This is a genomic window from Azospirillum sp. TSH100 (assembly GCF_004923295.1).
Classification (GTDB): Bacteria; Pseudomonadota; Alphaproteobacteria; order Azospirillales; family Azospirillaceae; genus Azospirillum.
This window is the reverse complement of sequence record NZ_CP039634.1, coordinates 305,701-321,611: the sequence shown is the minus strand read 5'-3', so window position 1 is coordinate 321,611 and position 15,911 is coordinate 305,701. Positions and strand designations below refer to the sequence as shown.

At 67.1% G+C, this 15,911-nt stretch carries 16 protein-coding genes and 3 tRNA genes; 13 read left to right on the top strand and 6 right to left on the bottom strand.

Going from position 1 to position 15,911, the window contains the following annotated elements:
• Positions 1 to 71 precede the first annotated feature (71 nt).
• Together rpmA and rplU are read right to left on the bottom strand one after the other, a co-directional pair.
• Positions 72 to 359, bottom strand: a complete 288-nt coding sequence (gene rpmA, locus E6C72_RS01610) for a 50S ribosomal protein L27 (RefSeq protein WP_109075582.1) — start codon at positions 357 to 359, stop codon at positions 72 to 74.
• 56 nt (positions 360 to 415) lie between these two features.
• Complete coding sequence (gene rplU / locus E6C72_RS01605) at positions 416 to 733, bottom strand: 50S ribosomal protein L21 (RefSeq protein ID WP_012974890.1); 318 nt, start codon at positions 731 to 733, stop codon at positions 416 to 418.
• A gap of 208 nt (positions 734 to 941) precedes the next feature.
• Here rplU and E6C72_RS01600 point away from each other — a divergent pair.
• Positions 942 to 1,031: transfer RNA gene (locus E6C72_RS01600), tRNA-Ser, on the top strand.
• A 227-nt stretch (positions 1,032 to 1,258) separates the two neighbouring features.
• Positions 1,259 to 1,921 carry a hypothetical protein gene (locus E6C72_RS01595; protein WP_109443086.1) on the top strand — a complete coding sequence of 221 codons (663 nt, stop codon included), beginning with the start codon at positions 1,259 to 1,261 and terminating at the stop codon, positions 1,919 to 1,921.
• 90 nt (positions 1,922 to 2,011) lie between these two features.
• Here E6C72_RS01595 and E6C72_RS01590 read toward each other — a convergent pair whose 3' ends face one another.
• Positions 2,012 to 2,500 carry an Hsp20 family protein gene (locus tag E6C72_RS01590; protein WP_109443085.1) on the bottom strand — a complete coding sequence of 163 codons (489 nt, stop codon included), beginning with the start codon at positions 2,498 to 2,500 and terminating at the stop codon, positions 2,012 to 2,014.
• Between the two features lie 277 nt (positions 2,501 to 2,777).
• On the opposite strand from E6C72_RS01590, the gene E6C72_RS01585 reads away from it, so the two are divergent.
• Positions 2,778 to 3,203 (top strand): DUF1465 family protein, encoded by a 426-nt coding sequence (locus E6C72_RS01585; RefSeq protein WP_109443084.1) that lies wholly within the window; start codon positions 2,778 to 2,780, stop codon positions 3,201 to 3,203.
• A 91-nt stretch (positions 3,204 to 3,294) separates the two neighbouring features.
• Here E6C72_RS01585 and rpmE read toward each other — a convergent pair whose 3' ends face one another.
• Positions 3,295 to 3,519 carry a 50S ribosomal protein L31 gene (gene rpmE, locus E6C72_RS01580; RefSeq protein WP_012974887.1) on the bottom strand — a complete coding sequence of 75 codons (225 nt, stop codon included), beginning with the start codon at positions 3,517 to 3,519 and terminating at the stop codon, positions 3,295 to 3,297.
• 233 nt (positions 3,520 to 3,752) lie between these two features.
• Here rpmE and E6C72_RS01575 point away from each other — a divergent pair, with 233 nt between their 5' ends.
• The 8 genes from E6C72_RS01575 (at position 3,753) to E6C72_RS01540 (ending at position 11,556) form a co-directional block, all read left to right on the top strand.
• On the top strand, positions 3,753 to 5,546 hold the full coding sequence (locus E6C72_RS01575; RefSeq protein WP_169055166.1) for an ABC transporter transmembrane domain-containing protein: 1,794 nt from the start codon (positions 3,753 to 3,755) through the stop codon (positions 5,544 to 5,546).
• 36 nt (positions 5,547 to 5,582) lie between these two features.
• Positions 5,583 to 6,716 (top strand): ABC transporter permease, encoded by a 1,134-nt coding sequence (locus tag E6C72_RS01570; RefSeq protein WP_109443082.1) that lies wholly within the window; start codon positions 5,583 to 5,585, stop codon positions 6,714 to 6,716.
• A 158-nt stretch (positions 6,717 to 6,874) separates the two neighbouring features.
• Positions 6,875 to 7,843: a penicillin-insensitive murein endopeptidase gene (gene mepA / locus E6C72_RS01565; RefSeq protein WP_247875951.1), complete on the top strand. Its 969-nt coding sequence runs from the start codon at positions 6,875 to 6,877 to the stop codon at positions 7,841 to 7,843.
• A gap of 214 nt (positions 7,844 to 8,057) precedes the next feature.
• Positions 8,058 to 9,005 (top strand): methyltransferase domain-containing protein, encoded by a 948-nt coding sequence (locus E6C72_RS01560; RefSeq protein WP_247875950.1) that lies wholly within the window; start codon positions 8,058 to 8,060, stop codon positions 9,003 to 9,005.
• Between the two features lie 122 nt (positions 9,006 to 9,127).
• A tRNA-Leu gene (locus E6C72_RS01555) sits at positions 9,128 to 9,214 on the top strand.
• A 38-nt stretch (positions 9,215 to 9,252) separates the two neighbouring features.
• Positions 9,253 to 9,328: transfer RNA gene (locus E6C72_RS01550), tRNA-Ala, on the top strand.
• Between the two features lie 271 nt (positions 9,329 to 9,599).
• Complete coding sequence (locus E6C72_RS01545; protein WP_109865345.1) at positions 9,600 to 9,980, top strand: hypothetical protein; 381 nt, start codon at positions 9,600 to 9,602, stop codon at positions 9,978 to 9,980.
• 385 nt (positions 9,981 to 10,365) lie between these two features.
• Positions 10,366 to 11,556 (top strand): glutathionylspermidine synthase family protein, encoded by a 1,191-nt coding sequence (locus E6C72_RS01540; RefSeq protein ID WP_109865344.1) that lies wholly within the window; start codon positions 10,366 to 10,368, stop codon positions 11,554 to 11,556.
• Here E6C72_RS01540 and E6C72_RS01535 read toward each other — a convergent pair whose 3' ends face one another.
• Positions 11,557 to 11,775 carry a hypothetical protein gene (locus E6C72_RS01535; protein ID WP_109865343.1) on the bottom strand — a complete coding sequence of 73 codons (219 nt, stop codon included), beginning with the start codon at positions 11,773 to 11,775 and terminating at the stop codon, positions 11,557 to 11,559.
• Between the two features lie 227 nt (positions 11,776 to 12,002).
• Positions 12,003 to 12,641, bottom strand: a complete 639-nt coding sequence (phaR, locus tag E6C72_RS01530) for a polyhydroxyalkanoate synthesis repressor PhaR (RefSeq protein ID WP_109865342.1) — start codon at positions 12,639 to 12,641, stop codon at positions 12,003 to 12,005.
• Between the two features lie 587 nt (positions 12,642 to 13,228).
• On the opposite strand from phaR, the gene E6C72_RS01525 reads away from it, so the two are divergent.
• Together E6C72_RS01525 and E6C72_RS01520 are read left to right on the top strand one after the other, a co-directional pair.
• Entirely contained in the window at positions 13,229 to 14,536 is a 1,308-nt protein-coding gene (locus E6C72_RS01525) for an alpha/beta fold hydrolase (protein WP_247876152.1), read from the top strand.
• A gap of 113 nt (positions 14,537 to 14,649) precedes the next feature.
• Positions 14,650 to 15,825: an acetyl-CoA C-acetyltransferase gene (locus E6C72_RS01520; protein ID WP_109865341.1), complete on the top strand. Its 1,176-nt coding sequence runs from the start codon at positions 14,650 to 14,652 to the stop codon at positions 15,823 to 15,825.
• Positions 15,826 to 15,911 lie beyond the last annotated feature (86 nt).

The window sequence follows — 15,911 nt, the reverse complement described above, 5'->3', positions numbered from 1 at the left end:
TCGCCCGGTCCCCCGATTTTATCCCACAAGCGTGCAGGCCTGCGACACAGGCCGCGCAACGACCTTAGAGGTTACTCGGCAGCGACGGCCGGAACTTCCTGGTCATTGGCCGGAACGACGTTGACGAAGGTCCGGCCGTTCGAGCTGTGCTTGAAGTAAACCTGGCCGTCGGCCATCGCGAACAGGGTGTGGTCGCGGCCGAGACCGACATTCTCGCCCGGGTGGAACTTGGTGCCACGCTGACGGACGATGATGTTGCCGGAGACGACGTTCTCGCCACCGAAACGCTTCACGCCGAGACGGCGACCGGCGGAGTCACGGCCGTTGCGGGACGAGCCGCCTGCCTTTTTGTGTGCCATGGGGTGTTGCTCCTAATACTGAAGATGCGCCTGGAAGCCTGACCGGAAGACCCGGATCAGGCCGCGCCGTTGATGCCGGTGATGCGCAGGACGGTCAGGTCCTGGCGGTGGCCGTTCTTACGGCGGTAGTTCTGGCGGCGCTTCTTCTTGAAGACGATGATCTTCGGGCCGCGATCCTGGGCGACGACCTCGGCGACGACCGAGGCGCCGGCCACGGTCGGGGTGCCGATGGTGGTGTTGCCTGCGTCGCCGACCATCAGCACGTCATCGAGCGTGATGGAGGCGCCAGCATCGGCCTCGAGCTTCTCAACACGGATCACGTCGCCATTGGCGACCTTGTACTGCTTGCCGCCGGTGCGGATCACTGCAAACATTGTCGTCACTGCCTATGTCAAAACAAACGGCGGGCTTCTCGCCCACCGTTCGATGCGCAAGCCCGTTCATGGGAGCGACGATCTATACTCAAGGTGGCCCGAGAGTCAACAGGGATGCCGCCGAAAGGCATCGCATTTTTCTGCAAAAAAGGCTTGCACGCCCGGAGGCCTTTATATAGGTTCCGCCCACCCCGCCAAACGGGGCAGCGGATGGGTGGCAGAGCGGTTGAATGCACCGCACTCGAAATGCGGCATACCCTCACGGGTATCGGGAGTTCGAATCTCCCCCCATCCGCCACTCTCTCTTCTGAGAGGGCAAATTGGAAGCGCCAGCCACATCGGCTTGGCGCTTTTTTCTTGTCCGAATGTAGCGTCGGCCGCTCCTGTTCTGGCCAGTCGGGCTTCCCCTTTTTCGCCGCACCATCGCTATGGCCGTTCCCCCGGCTGGTTTGTTGGTCATGTCGATGCCAACGCCCAGATCCCTTCGGTGTGATCCGCCAGGGATGCGACCGGAGGGGTGCCGCCATGAACACGCTCAGCCGTCACGACGGATGCCTGCGATTCTCCTATGTTGTCGAGGGCGGGCTGCGGGTCGAAGGCACCCATGATCCGGCGGAGCAGGTGCTGATCCTGAAGGTGATGGCGCCACAGGGGCGGGTGATCCATATGGATGCGCTTCCCTGCGACGATCCCCGCGTCATCCTGGCGGCGCTCCGCGAATGGGGCGAACCGCCGGAAGAGGTGCGCGACGCCCTGCCGGCGCTGGGCGGCAACGCCATTCTGCTGGAAACGCGGCTCGGCGACTCGGTGCGTGCCTCGGTCCGCCGTCATGGAATGAAGGTGGAGGTGGTCTTCATCGATGCCGATGGCCGACGGCTGGCGGAACTGCGGGCCGGCAGCCTGGAGGCGCTCGACGCCAAGGTGGGTGGGCTGCTGCGCCTGTCGCAGCGCACCCGCGCGGTTCTCAGCGCCTGGCTGTCGGCCGAGCCGCTGTGGCTGGCGGCGTTCCTGCTGGGCGGACCGTTCCTGGGCGCCCTGCTGATCGTCTTCGGGGCGCAAGTGGCGCCGGAGCAGGTGTTGATCACCGCCTATGCCGCCGCCGCCGGACTGGTTGCCGCCTACGAGCTGCTGCGTGCCGGCTATGCCGAGTGGGTTCTGGCGCCGCCGGACAGCTTCCCGCGCCCCTGAATCGGCGAAGCCTATAATGAAACGGCGCCCCGGATGGTCCGGGGCGCCGTTTTCACCTCCGCATCGGGAGCGGATGGACCGGACAGAGCGTCAGGCCGCCTGCCGGGTCAGGGCGGGAGCGGTTGCGGGCGCCTCGACCTCCACCGGCTGGTCGCCGGCGGCGGTGACGATCGGAATGCTTCGCGGCTTCATCGCTTCGGGTACCTCGCGCGCCAGCTCGATGTGCAGAAGGCCATTCAGAAGCGACGCGTTGGTCACTTTGATGAAATCGGCCAGCTGAAAGCGGCGCTCGAACGCGCGGCCGGCGATACCCCGGTAGAGGAATTGGCCGGTCGGTTCGTCCTTCCTAGCTTTACCCGTGACGGTCAACGAATTCTGGTGAGCGACTATGTTGAGGTCGTCCAGACCAAAGCCGGCGACGGCCATGGTGATCCGGTACGAATCCTCGCTCAGCTTTTCGATGTTGTAGGGCGGGTAGGACGCCGCCTCGTCACCAGTGGTCGCGGTCTCAAGCAGACGCGACAGGCGGTCGAAACCGACGGTGGAACGGAACAGCGGCGAAAGGTCGTAGCTGCGCATGACATATCCTCCGAAAGAGCGATACGGCCGTCGAGGACCACGGCTTGGTCGGTCCTCTAAAGGCTGGGCCGGGGCCCCGGTTGATGGCGGACCCCGTATGGGCATCCGCCGGACGAGCGAGAGATAATCGACGCTTTTCCCTGTTCAAGAGGGCGGCCGCACAAAGCCCGGTCGAACCCCGCCTGGGGTTGCTGGCCACCGCCCGGTCACCAATTGTTAATCAGTTGCGGCAAGGCTCACGCTAGGGCCGTAAGTCCGCGGGAGGGGGCCGACGACCATGACTTCGCACACCTTCTTCTTCAACGGTCCCTACGACGAGACCATGGCCCTCTTGATCGAGGCGCGGAATTACATCGCCTATCATGATGCGGCCGAACACCGGAAGCTGCCGCCGCAGGTCCGTCTGCAAATCTCCTACGAATCCATGCGGGTGACCAGCCGCCTGACCCAGGTGATGGCGTGGCTGCTGGCGCAGAAGGCCGTGCATGCCGGCGAGATGACGAAGGAGCAGGCGGCCAGCGACGATTTCGCGCTGTCCGGCGGCGAGATCTGTTCCGACCCCGGCGGACCCGACAACGAGGAACTGCCGTCCGGCCTGCGCAGCCTGCTGGAGCGCAGCCACAGCCTGTACATGCGCGTCCACCGGCTCGACGCCATGGTCCGCGCCGATGTGGAGCGCGAGGCCGCGGCGGCGGTGGGGTAAACGACAGCCACCGACGAATGCACAAACGAAAAGGGCGTCCGAACCGGTCGGACGCCCTTTTCGCATCGGCAGGATAGAAGTGCGGTAACGCTTACTTCTTGAGGCCGAAGTTCGCGAAGCGCTTGTTGAACTTGGCGATCTGGCCGCCGGTGTCCAGCAGCTTCTGCACACCGGTCCAGGCCGGGTGCGACTTCGGGTCGATGTCGAGGCGCAGCGTGTCGCCCGGCTTGCCCATGGTGGAGCGGGTCGTGAACGAGCTGCCGTCGGTCATGACCACGGTGATCTCGTGATAGTCGGGATGGATGTCAGTCTTCATGGCCGGGGTTCCTGCAAAGCGAGCGGCGTCTATACCAAAAGCCCCTCGTCGGCGCAACCCCGGAATCGAGGCCCGATCGAGGAGTTCGCGCTCGGTTCCAAGACCATTTTGCGAGGGGTTTCGCCCCTCCGTCGCCTTGTTGGCGTCACCGCACCGCGCTATATGCCAGCGATCCGCACCAATAACCCCAACAGACAAGCGGGAACCGCGTGGCTCGCCAACCCTCCCCCGACATGATCGCCGCCTCTGCCCGTGGCGAGGCGGATGCCCGCCGCCGCGACCTTGGGCCCTTGCGCCGGCTGGTGCCGTTCCTGCTCCCTTACAAATGGCGCATCCTGGGCGCGATGGTGGCGCTGACCGTGGCCGCCGGCACCGTGCTCGGGATGGGGCAGGGGATGAGGGTGCTGATCGACCAGGGTTTCGCCGGCGGCGACACCTCGCTGCTCGACCGCTCGCTTCTGGTTCTGCTGGCGGTGATCGCGCTGATGGCGGCCTCCACCTATGGTCGCTTCTATCTGGTCAGCTGGATCGGCGAGCGGGTGGTCGCCGACATCCGGCGCGCCGTCTACGACCATGTGCTGACCCTGTCCCCCGGCTTTTTCGAGACGACCAAGACCGGCGAGATCCTGTCGCGCCTGACCACCGACACCACGCTGTTGCAGGTGGTCGTCGGCTCGTCCGCCTCCATCGCTCTGCGCAACGCGCTGCTGTTCCTGGGCGGCACCGGCATGCTGCTGATCACCTCGCCCAAGCTGACCGGGCTGGTGGCGCTGGTGGTGCCGCTGGTGGTGGCGCCGATCATCTTTTTCGGCCGGCGGGTGCGCAAGCTGTCGCGTGACAGCCAGGACCGCATCGCCGATGTCGGCTCTTTCGTCGAGGAGACTCTGGCCGCCATCCGCACCGTCCAGGCATTCACCCACGAGGCCATCGACCGCGCCCTGTTCGGCAAGCGGGTGGAGGAGGCCTTCGACGTCGCCATCCGCCGCGTGCGGGTGCGGGCTGTGATGACGGTGATCGTCATCGTCCTGGTTTTCGGCGCAGTCGGCATCATCCTGTGGATCGGGGGCCATGACGTGGTGGCGGGCCGGCTGACGCCGGGCCAGTTGTCTGCCTTCGTCATCTATTCGGTGGTCGTTGCCGGATCGGTCGGCGCCATCAGCGAGGTTATCGGCGATCTCCAGCGCGCCGCCGGTGCCACAGAGCGCCTGTTCAGCCTGCTCGCCATCGAGTCGGAGATCCGCCCGCCGGCCGTGCCGAAGCCGCTGCCCAGCCCTTCGGCCGGGGCGCTGTCCTTCGACACTGTCCGCTTTCATTATCCATCGCGGCCCGACTGGGCGGCGCTGGAGGGCTTCTCGCTGGACGTCAGGCCGGGCGAGCGGGTGGCGCTGGTCGGCCCGTCGGGCGCCGGCAAGTCGACGGTGTTCCAGCTTCTGCTGCGCTATTACGACCCGCAGGCCGGTTCGGTGCGGCTCGACGGCGTCGAATTGCGCGATGCCGATCCGGTGGAGGTGCGCCGCCGTCTCGGCCTCGTCGCGCAGGATCCGGTGGTCTTCTCTGCCAATGCCTGGGAGAACATCCGCTATGGCCGGCCCGACGCCTCGGACGCCGAGGTTCGCGCCGCCGCCGAGGCCGCCCATGCGCTGGATTTCCTCGATGCGCTGCCGGAGGGGTTGGGCACCTTCCTCGGCGAGAAGGGCGTGCGGCTGTCGGGCGGTCAGCGCCAGCGGCTCGCCATCGCCCGCGCCATCCTGCGCGACCCGCCGGTGCTGCTGCTGGACGAGGCGACCAGCGCGCTCGACGCCGAGAGCGAGCGGATGGTGCAGGACGCGCTCGACCGGCTGATGCACGGCCGCACCACGCTGATCGTCGCCCACCGGCTGGCGACGGTGCTGAATGCCGACCGCATCGTGGTGATGGACCAGGGCCGCGTGGTGGAGACCGGCACCCATGGCGAGCTGGTGGCGCAGGGCGGGCTCTATGCCAGGCTGGCGGCGTTGCAGTTCGACCGGGCCGACGGGGTGGCGTAGAGTCTTGCGCATACCCCGGTCCTGTGAGGCAGTGCGATGGCGCGGATATCGGCGGGCCGCCTGATGGCGGTGATGGTGAAGGAATTCATCCAGATGCGGCGCGACCGGCTGACCTTCGCCATGATGGTGGGGGTGCCGATCCTGCAACTGATCCTGTTCGGCTTCGCCATCAACTCCGACCCAAAGGCGCTGCCGACCGCCGTTCTGGTCGCCGACTCCAGCCCCTTCGCCCGGACCCTGGTCGCGGCGATGGAGAACTCCCGCTATTTCGCCATCACCCGGATCGCGGGATCGGAGGCCGAGATCGACCGGCTGCTGGCGGAGGGGCAGGTGCAGTTCGCAGTCACCGTCCCCACCGGATTCGCCCGTGATCTCCAGCGTGGCGCCCGCCCTGTCCTGCTGGTGGAGGCCGACGCCACCGACCCGGCGGCGACCAGCAACGCCCTGTCAGCCCTGACCGCCATCGCCCGGCAGGCGCTGAACCCCGACCTCACCGGACCACTGGCGAGCTTGCGCACCGGCCCGGATCCGATCGAACTGCGCGTCCATCGCCGCTACAACCCGGAAGGCATTACGCAATACAATGTCGTGCCCGGCCTGATGGGCGTCGTGCTGACCATGACGATGGTGATGATGACCGCCCTGGCGGTCACCCGCGAGCGGGAGCGCGGGACCATGGAGAACCTGCTTGCCATGCCGGTGCGGCCGTTCGAGGTGATGCTGGGCAAGATCGTGCCCTTCGTCGTCGTCGGCTATGTCCAGGTGCTGCTGATCGTGGTGGCGGCGCGGCTGCTGTTCGACGTGCCGATCGTCGGCAGCCTGGGCCTGCTGTCAGCGGTGCTGATCCTGTTCATCGCCGCCAATCTGGCCGTCGGCTTCACCTTCTCCACGCTGGCGCGCAACCAGTTGCAGGCGATGCAGATGTCCTTCTTCTTCTTTCTGCCGTCGATGCTGCTGTCCGGCTTCATGTTCCCCTTCCGCGGCATGCCCGGCTGGGCGCAGACGGTGGGGGAGATCCTGCCGCTGACCCATTTCCTGCGCATCGTCCGCGGCATCCTGCTGAAAGGCAACGGGCTGGCCGAGATCGCGGCCGAGGTGCTGGCGCTGGCCCTGTTCCTGACGGTGGTCACGGTGGTGGCGCTGAAGCGCTATCGCCAGACTCTGGACTGAGCGGCAGGTATTGCGGGGCGCACCCCGATTGGATTGCCCGGATGGGCCAGGCTCGCGCCTGTCCGTCCGGTTGTGCCGCCCGGCTACCTCCTCCATCATTCCTTAACCACGACTCCGCTATAGCCGTGGTGATGGCGGCGGCGATGCGGGGGACGGAGATGGGATTTCGCGCTTTTGGCGGGCGTGTCTTCAAACTGGCCGCCTGCGTCGCGCTTGCCGCCGCCCTGCTGGCGGCGGGCGAAGTCGACGCCAAGCAGCGGAAGAAGAAGCCGGCGCCGATCCCCGTCTATGCCACCAGCGTCGCCTGGGCGGCGGTGACTGGCCCGTCGCTGGGTGCCGCCAAATCCATTGGCGGCTATGCGGCCGGTTGCATCGCCGGCGCCCGCGCCCTGCCGCCGGAGGGTGTCGGTTATCAGGTGATCCGCCTGTCGCGCCAGCGTAACTTCGGCCATCCGGTGCTGGTCGACATGCTGCGCGACTTCGGTCAGAAAGTGGCGATGGCCGGGCTGGGCACTGCGCTGATCGGCGACATGGGGCAGGCGCGCGGCGGGCCGATGCCGTCGGGTCATGCCAGCCACCAGATCGGGCTGGATGCCGACGTCTGGCTGCGGCTGGATCTGCCGCCGATGGGCCGGGCCGGGCGTGAGCGGCTGGACGAGATCAAGTATGTCGATTACGACCGCATGCGCGTCACCGACGACTGGTCGGACCGGCAGGCGAAGATGATCCAGATCGCCGCCAGCGACGCCCGCGTCACCCGCATCTTCGTCAATCCGGCGATCAAGCTGGCGATGTGCCAGCGCAGCTGGGCCGACCGCAGTTTCCTGAACAAGCTGCGCCCCTGGCACGGCCATGACGGCCACATGCACATCCGCCTGGGCTGCCCGGCCGGCAGCCCGCTGTGTGAACAGCAGGACGCCCAGCCCGAAGGCGACGGTTGCGGCGACGAGCTGATGTCCTGGCTCGACAGCGCTTCTCCCGCCATCGAGCATCCGCCGGGCCACAAGCCCGAACCGCGGGTGGTCCGCAAGATGCCGGCGGCCTGCGCTCCGGTGCTGAACGCGGCGGGTACCCGCATGGCCTCCCTCGCCGAGTCCGGCACGGCATCGGCCAAGGCCGCGCGCTGACGGGGGCCGGGCATGTTTCCGCGGAGAAATTTTTCCGCTTGCATGCCATTAGCGTCCGTCTAACCTGAGGCTGAACGGATTCTTGCGGACGGTGTGTTTGGGGTGAGCCAAGCAACCGTAAGGATGGCGTGCCGCTCGCAACCGGCCGGGGAAGCCGGTTGCGGCGGGGGTCGGTCGGCGGATGGGGTGCCACGGCGATGACGGACATGGGGCGATGACGGACAAGGACGGAGCATCCGGAAACGGACCGAGCCTGAAGACGCGCCTGTATGCGTGGTGGGAAGGCTATGACCTGTCCGGTCTGAAGGCGAAGAAGGGCGAAGAGCAACCGCAGGAGAAGGAGCAGCCGCAGCCTGCGGCCTCCGCTCCCGGCCCCGGTATGAATCGCTGGGGCAAGCCGCTGTGGACCGCCACCCGCATCGAGGTGGCGGAGAAGATGTGGGGCGAGGGTTTCAACACCCCCGGTGGGGCCGACCATATTCCCTATCTGGTCAAGCCGCTGGGCCTGAACCCGGCGATGAGCGTGCTGGATCTGGCTGCCGGGTTGGGCGGCACCAGCCGCACCATGGCCGGCAAATACGGCTGCTGGGTCACCGGGCTGGAGGCGTCGGAACTGCTGGCGAAGGAGGGCATGGTCCGCTCCTTCAAGATGGGCCTTGAAAAGAAAGCGCCGATCGAGACCTTCAATCCCGAACATTTCGGCTATCCCAAGCGCGTCGACGCCATCGTCTATAAGGAAGGCCTGTTCTTCGTACGCGACAAGGAACAGATGTTCGACGGCATGGAACTGGCGCTGAAGCCGCGCGGCCATCTGCTGATCACCGACTACATCGCCGAAGCGGACGCGATGGGCACCAAGGCAGTGCAGACCTGGTGCGACAAGGAGCCTCTGACGCCGAACCTGTGGCCGAAGGACCGCATGGCCAATGCGTTCGCCCAGCGCAACCTCGACCTGCGTATCGCCGAGGACATCACCGACACCCACCGTGGCCTGATCCTGTCCGCTATCCAGGGGCTGGTCGAGCATCTGGAGAAGTTCCAACTCGACACGCCGACCAAACTGGCGGTGATGGAGGAGGTCGAGCTGTGGGCCCGCCGCGTCGCCGCCATAGAGGCCGGTATGCGGGTCTACCGGTTCTACGCGATCAAGCCGGCGGAGTGATGGGAGCGGATTGCCCTCCACCAAGCCTCCCGAAAAACTTTTGCGCGATTGCATTTTCCACTTGAGCGAAGCAGCGGCTCTGGGTACATAGAGCGCCCCGCGTGACCCCAAGAAACGCGGACGCGCTTGTGGCGGAATTGGTAGACGCGCTAGGTTCAGGTCCTAGTGGCTGAAAGGCCGTGGGGGTTCGAGTCCCTCCAAGCGCACCAACACCATCAGTGTTGGTCAAGAGTAAGAGATATATAGTGGGGCCATAGCTCAGCTGGGAGAGCGCTACAATGGCATTGTAGAGGTCAGGAGTTCGATCCTCCTTGGCTCCACCATTCTCTAACATCTGCCGGGGCTCAGTAAAGCCGGCCATCACCTGATAAGCTGAATTTCCGACCGATCTGTCGGGATATTTATCGGTACAGCCACTGTGGCCTTTCCGCATCAGGAAGTCGCAGACAGGGTGTTACCACCTTGGGGCGCATGGCCGAACGGGTGCCGCGCACGGATAATCGCGTCTGTCGAACCGTAAGCCTTCCTCTGCACGCTTCGACGAAAACACGCACCCATTCCGCACGCCATTCCGATTTTTCCGGAGCGCCCGCCATGTCCACACGGATGGAACACGGGTTGAGGACGCTTGTCCTCGCCCTTTACGATGAAGCTGCATTGACGGCGGCTGCCAAGGGCCTGACCGGGCTGTTGGCCGAACGGGCGGCCCTGTGCGAGGCAGCGAGCCTCGCCTCCGTCCCGGCCCGCCGGACACTGTCCGAGGAAGAGGTGTTGCGCATCGTGTTGTCGGCCCGCCGCCTCAAGCGGATGGGCGGCTCGCGCGACGACCGCCCGCTGCTGGTCCCCGGCCTGTCGGCGGTTTCGCAACTGCCACCGCTGCATCAGGCGGCCGTCACCATGAAGCCGCGTCGCGGCCGTCTCGCCCTGTGGGCCATGCGTTCGTTGGCGCGGCATCCCGCGGCGACGCTGATCTGACGGGTGCCGGCGACCGGTGCCCGCCGAGGCGGACCGCTGCTGCCTTTCGCCGCAGCCGCTGGTCCGCTTCAGCGATCAATCGAGGGCGCGGCCTTGCCCGCCGTGGCTTCGGCACATTCAGTCGGGGGAGAGCTATCGCGGATGCGCGCTGGCGCGCTGCGGCGCGGCAGGTTACATACGCAAGGCTGTGCTTGCGTCGCAGCGATTGCGTCGCGAGCATCCGCGCCTGCGTCGGATTGGCCTCCCCCGGAGTTGACCGTTGACCTGTGGACAGTTGACCAGCCTGCTGACCGTCACCCATGCCATGCGGCTTTGCGGGCGTCGCCCCCTTGCCGCCGCCTGCCACCCGGCCTTCCGCCGCTGACGATCGGGACTCGGAACGGGCATGCGCAGGACGACGATCAAGCCGCGGGCCGACTGGCGTCCGGGGCTCCGCAAATATCCCTATGGTGTGCGCGCCATGTCGGCCGGGGCCGGCTGGCGGGAGGACACCGTCTATGAGTTCACCGCCTCGCAGATCGACCTGATCGAAAGCGTGGCGGATGAACTGCACAGCATGATCGCCGTCGCCGTTCGCCATGTGATGGAGCACAAGCTGTTTGCTTCGCTCGGCATCCGCGGCGAGCTGGCGCGCCTGCTGGAGGCTTCCTGGCTTGATTACTGGGCTGGCGGTCGGCGCAATGAACGGGCCGGCGGCTTGGCCGGCCGGCTGACGCTGGCCTATGACGGGCGCGACAGTGTGAAGCTGCTGGCGTGCAACTACGACACCACGGAAGGGCTGTTCGCCGCCTCGCTGATCCAGCGCAATTGGCGCGAGGCGATGGCCCCCGACGCTAACCAGTTCAACGGCCTGCACGAGGCGTTGGTGGAGCGGTGGGAGGAGATGGCGACGGGCATGCCCGGCCGGGACCGGATGCACGCGACCTGCGCCACCCCCGATCCGGTGCGTGAAGGTGAACTGGTCTATCTCGCCGCCACCGCGGCGGAGGCCGGCATCGACACCCGCCTTCTGCCGCTGCACACCATCGCCTGGGACGGTCGCCGGTTCCTGGATGACGAGGGGCAGCCGATCTCCTGGCTGGCGAAGCTCTATCCCTGGGACGGGCTGGCCGACGACGGCTTCCTCCAGCGTCTGCGGAGCAGCGGCATGAGCGTGCTGTCGCCGCTGTGGTGCTGGCTGTGGTCGAACCATGGACTGCTGGCGGTGCTGTCCCACCTGTACCCGCGCCACCCCAACCTGTGCCGCGCGGCGCTGGACTCCAGTGGCATCGCCGGGGCCGACATGGTGACGGTCCGCGCCCTGCACGGGCTGGACGGTGCGCCGACCCGTATCCTGCGGCAGGGGGCGGTGATCGCCGACGACGGGCCGGACATCGGCGAGGATGTCGCGGCCCATGGCGCGGTCTGGCTGGAAACGCCGCCCTGTTTCCGCGAAGAGGACACGCGCGCCGTTCTGCACGCCTGGATCGTCGGCGACAAATGTCTGGGCATGGCGGTGCGGGAATCGGCAGATCCACGCCTGGGGTCGGGCGTCTGCCCGGAGTCGGCGATGATCCCGCACCTGTTCCGGGGCTGATCAGGGCGCGAACGGGTTCTTCAGGGCCGGGCCGAAGGTCGCCTTGCGGGCGGCGCGCCAGATGCTTTCGGCCGCCGCGTCGTTGCCGCGGTCGGCGATGGCCATGCCGGCCACGCCAGGCTGGTGGCTGAGCCAGTCGCGCAGCAGGTTCTCGAACCGCGTCACCTCGCGCGGGTCGTCGCTGGCCATGGTGATGGAAACGGTCAGTTCGGTGGTCATGGTCGGTTCCCTCCTGGCGGTTGGACGGGCCGGCGGATTCGAAGTCGAAAGCTGGCAGGCCAGCATTTGTCCGTACCGGCTCCGTGGACGAGAAGTTGCCCCCCTGTGCACGGTCCAAAGCCTGCGCGTCCGTTTCCGTATGCGCAATGAAAAAGGCGGGGTATGACCCCGCCTTCCTCGCTGCCCGTCAACCGGGAACGTTTTCCGCCGGACCTGCCGGCTGCCCGTTACTTCGTGTCCGACTTGCCGCTGGGGCTGGCGATGCTGGCGATCTGCTTTTGCAATTCGTCGATCTGCTTCTGCAGCTCGTCGAAGGTGGCGCCGACGGGGTGGGCGGCGGGCGCCTGGGCAGACTGACCGGCCGGGCGCTGTGCGCCGGGTGCCTCGTCGGTGGCGCCGGGGGCGCCGAAGGGCGTGAACATGCGCATGGCGCGCTCGAACATCGCCATGTTCTGCTTGCTGACCTCGTCCAGACGGCCGAACGGGAACATGCCGCCAAGCGTGTTCTGGAAATAGTCGCGCATCTGCTCCTGATTGCGGGAGAAGGCCTGCATCGAATATTCCAGATAGCGCGGCACCACCGATTGCATGTTGTCGCCGTAGAAGCCGATCAACTGGCGCAGGAAGCTGATGGGCAGCAGGTTCTGGCCCTTGCTTTCCTCCTCCACGATGATCTGGGTCAGCACGGACCGGGTGATGTCTTCCCCGGTCTTCGCGTCATAGACCACGAAGTCCAGCCCGTCCTTCACCATCTGGCAGAGATGGTCCAGCGTGACGTAGCTGCTGGTGGCGGTATTGTAGAGCCGCCGGTTGGCGTACTTCTTGATCGTGATCGGAGCGGACTTCTGGTCTTCCTTGTCGGCCATCGCTGATTCTTTCAAGAAGGGACGTGTTCCAGGCCATGCTGTTCCGGAACACGCGGGACTTGCGGCGGAAATTGTTCCGTCATTAGAACTACTCGAAGGGATAGCAATTTGTCCAGCGTTGCGCCGCGGCATAGCGCCGCGGTTGCGCTCTCTTCCTGGTCAGGACGAGGGGGCGGGACGCGTCCGGCCGCTTGCCGCCGATACCCGAAAGGTCAGGGTGGGGGCTATGCCGGACTGGTCAATGCCGCCCGGCGCCCCCTATAATCCGACCATGGCCGACCCGTCGAATCCAGACCGCCCTTCCGATCCGTCCGCCGCCGAGCCGCCTTCTTACGAAGCGCTGGCGCGCCGTTACCTGGACCTGTGGCAGGATCAATGGACGGCCTGCGCCGCCGATCCGGAAATGGCGGACATGATGACCCGGATGTTCCAGATGATGGGGCAGGGGGCCGGCTCTTGGACGGGTTCTTGGGCCGGACCGTTCGGCTTGGGCGGCCTGGCCGGTGGCTCCATGCCCGGCACCGGCTGGGATCCCCGCCCCTCGCCCTTCCCCCACAGCGGCTCCCCCAAACACGGACGGCCTTCCGATGAGCGAACGTCTGGCGGACCACAGGCAGACGGGCGGAACTCCACCCGGCCGGGGAGTGGTGAAGCGGCAGGGGCCGCGCCCGCTGGCCCTGCATCTGACGGCGGCGCTGGGCAGCTTGCTCAGCTCCTCGGCCGCATTGCCGCTCTTGAGGAGCGGCTCGCTTCCCTGGGCCCCGGCCCTGCGGGAGCGGGCGGCGGTGCTGCGGGAGGAGATGGCGCGGGCGGACCGGATGCGGGACGGCCGGCCGCAAGGAAGAGCGCAAGAGCCCGGCGACCGGCTGACCCGGGAAATTGACCGCGAGGTCCGTCGGCGCATCGACGCCGTCCTGACGGGGATCGAACGCTATCGCAGCCATCCCTACCGCCGCGACCTGCCCGATCCGCCGGTGGTGTGGGCGGAGGGTGGATCGCGCCTGTTGGATTATGGCGAGGGTGCCGGCGGCCGGCCGGTCCTGTTCGTGCCGTCCCTGGTCAACCGCGCCTACATCCTGGACCTGTCGCGGGACAGGAGCCTGATGCGCTGGCTGGCGGCGCGCGGCTTCCGGCCGCTTCTGCTCGACTGGGGGAGGCCGGGGCCGCTGGAGCGCCGCTTCACCCTGACCGACTACATCGCCGGCCGGCTGGAACGCGCGCTGGATTTCGTGGTCGAGGCGGCCGGGGCGCCGGTGCCGGCGGTCGGCTATTGCATGGGTGGGCTTCTGGCCGCCGCGCTGGCGCAGCGCCGGCCGCGCTCCCTCGCCGGACTGGGGCTGATGGCGACGCCCTGGGACTTTCACGCGGAGGACTCGGCGACCGCGCGCCGGGTGGCGACCTTCATCCAGCCCTGGGGACCTGTGCTCGATCGCTGGGGCGAACTGCCGACCGATGCCTTGCAGGCGCTGTTCGCCCAGCTCGACCCGCTGCTCGCGCTGAAGAAGTTCTCCGGCTTCGCCCGGATGGCGCCGGACTCCCGTGCCGCCGCCGCCTTTGTCGCGCTGGAGGACTGGCTGAACGACGGTGTGCCGCTGGTGGCCGGGGTGGCGCGCGACGCGCTGGCCGGGTGGTACGGTCGCAACGACACGGTGGCGGGGGCCTGGATGGTCGCCGGCCTTCCGGTCGATCCCCAGGCCATCCGCGTGCCGACGCTGGCCCTGATCCCGGAGCGCGACCGCATCGTCCCGCCGGCCTCCGCCCTGGCGCTTCCCGCGGCGATTGCCGGTGCCCGGATTCTGCGGCCGCCGCTGGGGCATATCGGAATGGTGGTGAGTGCGGGCGCCGAAACCGGGGTGTGGAATCCGCTGGCCGAATGGCTTGCTGCGACAGGTTAGCTCCGCGACCTTCAGCCAGCTTGCACCGGTCATAGTGCTCGACTTAAGGTAACAATCACTCCGAGCGTCCCACCAGCGCTATAATAAAACTGTCCTATTTCGAGGAGCGTTCAATGACCGAGGTTGTCATCGCCGGTGCCGCCCGTACGCCCATCGGCAGCTTCAACGGTGCTCTCAGCGCCGTTCCCGCCCATGTTCTGGGCGAGATCGCGATCCGCGAAGCGCTGGCCCGCGCCAAGACCGACGCGGCGGAAGTGAACGAAGTCATCTTTGGCCAGATCCTGACCGCCGGCCAGGGTCAGAACCCGGCCCGTCAGGCCGCCGTCAATGCCGGCATCCCGGTGGAGGCGACCGCCATCGGCGTCAACCAGCTCTGCGGTTCCGGGCTGCGCACCGTGGCGCTCGGCTATCAGGCGATCAAGAACGGCGACGCCGATATCCTGGTCGTCGGCGGCCAGGAGAGCATGAGCATGGCGCCGCACGTCATGCACCTGCGCAACGGCACCAAGATGGGCTCCGCCGAGCTGCTCGACACCATGCTGCGCGACGGCCTGACCGACGCCTTCCATGGCTATCACATGGGCACCACCGCGGAGAACGTCGCCCAGAAGTGGCAGCTGACCCGCGAGGAGCAGGACGCCTTCGCCGCCGCCAGCCAGCAGAAGGCCGAGGCCGCCCAGAAGGCCGGTCGCTTCAAGGACGAGATCGTCCCGGTCACCATCAAGGGCCGCAAGGGCGACGTCGTCGTGTCGGAAGACGAGTACCCGAAGCACGGCACCACGGTGGAATCGCTGGCCAAGCTGCGCCCGGCCTTCTCGAAGGACGGCACGGTGACCGCCGGCAACGCCTCGGGCATCAATGACGGCGCCGCTGCGCTGGTGCTGATGACGGCGGAGAACGCGGCCAAGCGCGGCGTTACCCCGCTGGCCCGTATCGTCTCGTGGGCGACCGCCGGCGTCGATCCGGCGATCATGGGCACCGGCCCGATCCCGGCCTCGCGCAAGGCTCTGGAAAAGGCCGGCTGGACCGTCGACGACCTCGACCTGATCGAGGCGAACGAGGCCTTTGCCGCTCAGGCCCTGTCGGTGAACAAGGATCTGGGCTGGGACACCAGCAAGGTCAATGTCAACGGCGGCGCCATCGCGCTCGGCCACCCGGTCGGCGCCTCGGGTGCCCGCGTGCTGACCACGCTGCTGTTCGAAATGCAGAAGCGTGACGCGAAGAAGGGGCTCGCCACCCTGTGCATCGGCGGCGGCATGGGCATCGCCCTCTGCGTCCAGCGCGACTGAGGACCGGACGGGCCGCTTTCGACCATTCAAGCGGCCCGCTTCGTCCAAGGCTTGGGGCTTCCGCCGGATCTGCGGAGGTAGTCCCA

What these genes read in the sequence shown, in the direction of transcription:
- rpmA (WP_109075582.1), bottom strand. Translation starts at nt 359, where the DNA reads ATGGCACACAAAAAGGCAGGCGGCTCGTCCCGCAACGGCCGTGACTCC.
- rplU (WP_012974890.1), bottom strand. Translation starts at nt 733, where the DNA reads ATGTTTGCAGTGATCCGCACCGGCGGCAAGCAGTACAAGGTCGCCAAT.
- E6C72_RS01595 (WP_109443086.1), top strand. Translation starts at nt 1,259, where the DNA reads ATGAACACGCTCAGCCGTCACGACGGATGCCTGCGATTCTCCTATGTT.
- E6C72_RS01590 (WP_109443085.1), bottom strand. Translation starts at nt 2,500, where the DNA reads ATGCGCAGCTACGACCTTTCGCCGCTGTTCCGTTCCACCGTCGGTTTC.
- E6C72_RS01585 (WP_109443084.1), top strand. Translation starts at nt 2,778, where the DNA reads ATGACTTCGCACACCTTCTTCTTCAACGGTCCCTACGACGAGACCATG.
- rpmE (WP_012974887.1), bottom strand. Translation starts at nt 3,519, where the DNA reads ATGAAGACTGACATCCATCCCGACTATCACGAGATCACCGTGGTCATG.
- E6C72_RS01575 (WP_169055166.1), top strand. Translation starts at nt 3,753, where the DNA reads ATGATCGCCGCCTCTGCCCGTGGCGAGGCGGATGCCCGCCGCCGCGAC.
- E6C72_RS01570 (WP_109443082.1), top strand. Translation starts at nt 5,583, where the DNA reads ATGGCGCGGATATCGGCGGGCCGCCTGATGGCGGTGATGGTGAAGGAA.
- mepA (WP_247875951.1), top strand. Translation starts at nt 6,875, where the DNA reads ATGGGATTTCGCGCTTTTGGCGGGCGTGTCTTCAAACTGGCCGCCTGC.
- E6C72_RS01560 (WP_247875950.1), top strand. Translation starts at nt 8,058, where the DNA reads ATGACGGACAAGGACGGAGCATCCGGAAACGGACCGAGCCTGAAGACG.
- E6C72_RS01545 (WP_109865345.1), top strand. Translation starts at nt 9,600, where the DNA reads ATGTCCACACGGATGGAACACGGGTTGAGGACGCTTGTCCTCGCCCTT.
- E6C72_RS01540 (WP_109865344.1), top strand. Translation starts at nt 10,366, where the DNA reads ATGCGCAGGACGACGATCAAGCCGCGGGCCGACTGGCGTCCGGGGCTC.
- E6C72_RS01535 (WP_109865343.1), bottom strand. Translation starts at nt 11,775, where the DNA reads ATGACCACCGAACTGACCGTTTCCATCACCATGGCCAGCGACGACCCG.
- phaR (WP_109865342.1), bottom strand. Translation starts at nt 12,641, where the DNA reads ATGGCCGACAAGGAAGACCAGAAGTCCGCTCCGATCACGATCAAGAAG.
- E6C72_RS01525 (WP_247876152.1), top strand. Translation starts at nt 13,229, where the DNA reads ATGAGCGAACGTCTGGCGGACCACAGGCAGACGGGCGGAACTCCACCC.
- E6C72_RS01520 (WP_109865341.1), top strand. Translation starts at nt 14,650, where the DNA reads ATGACCGAGGTTGTCATCGCCGGTGCCGCCCGTACGCCCATCGGCAGC.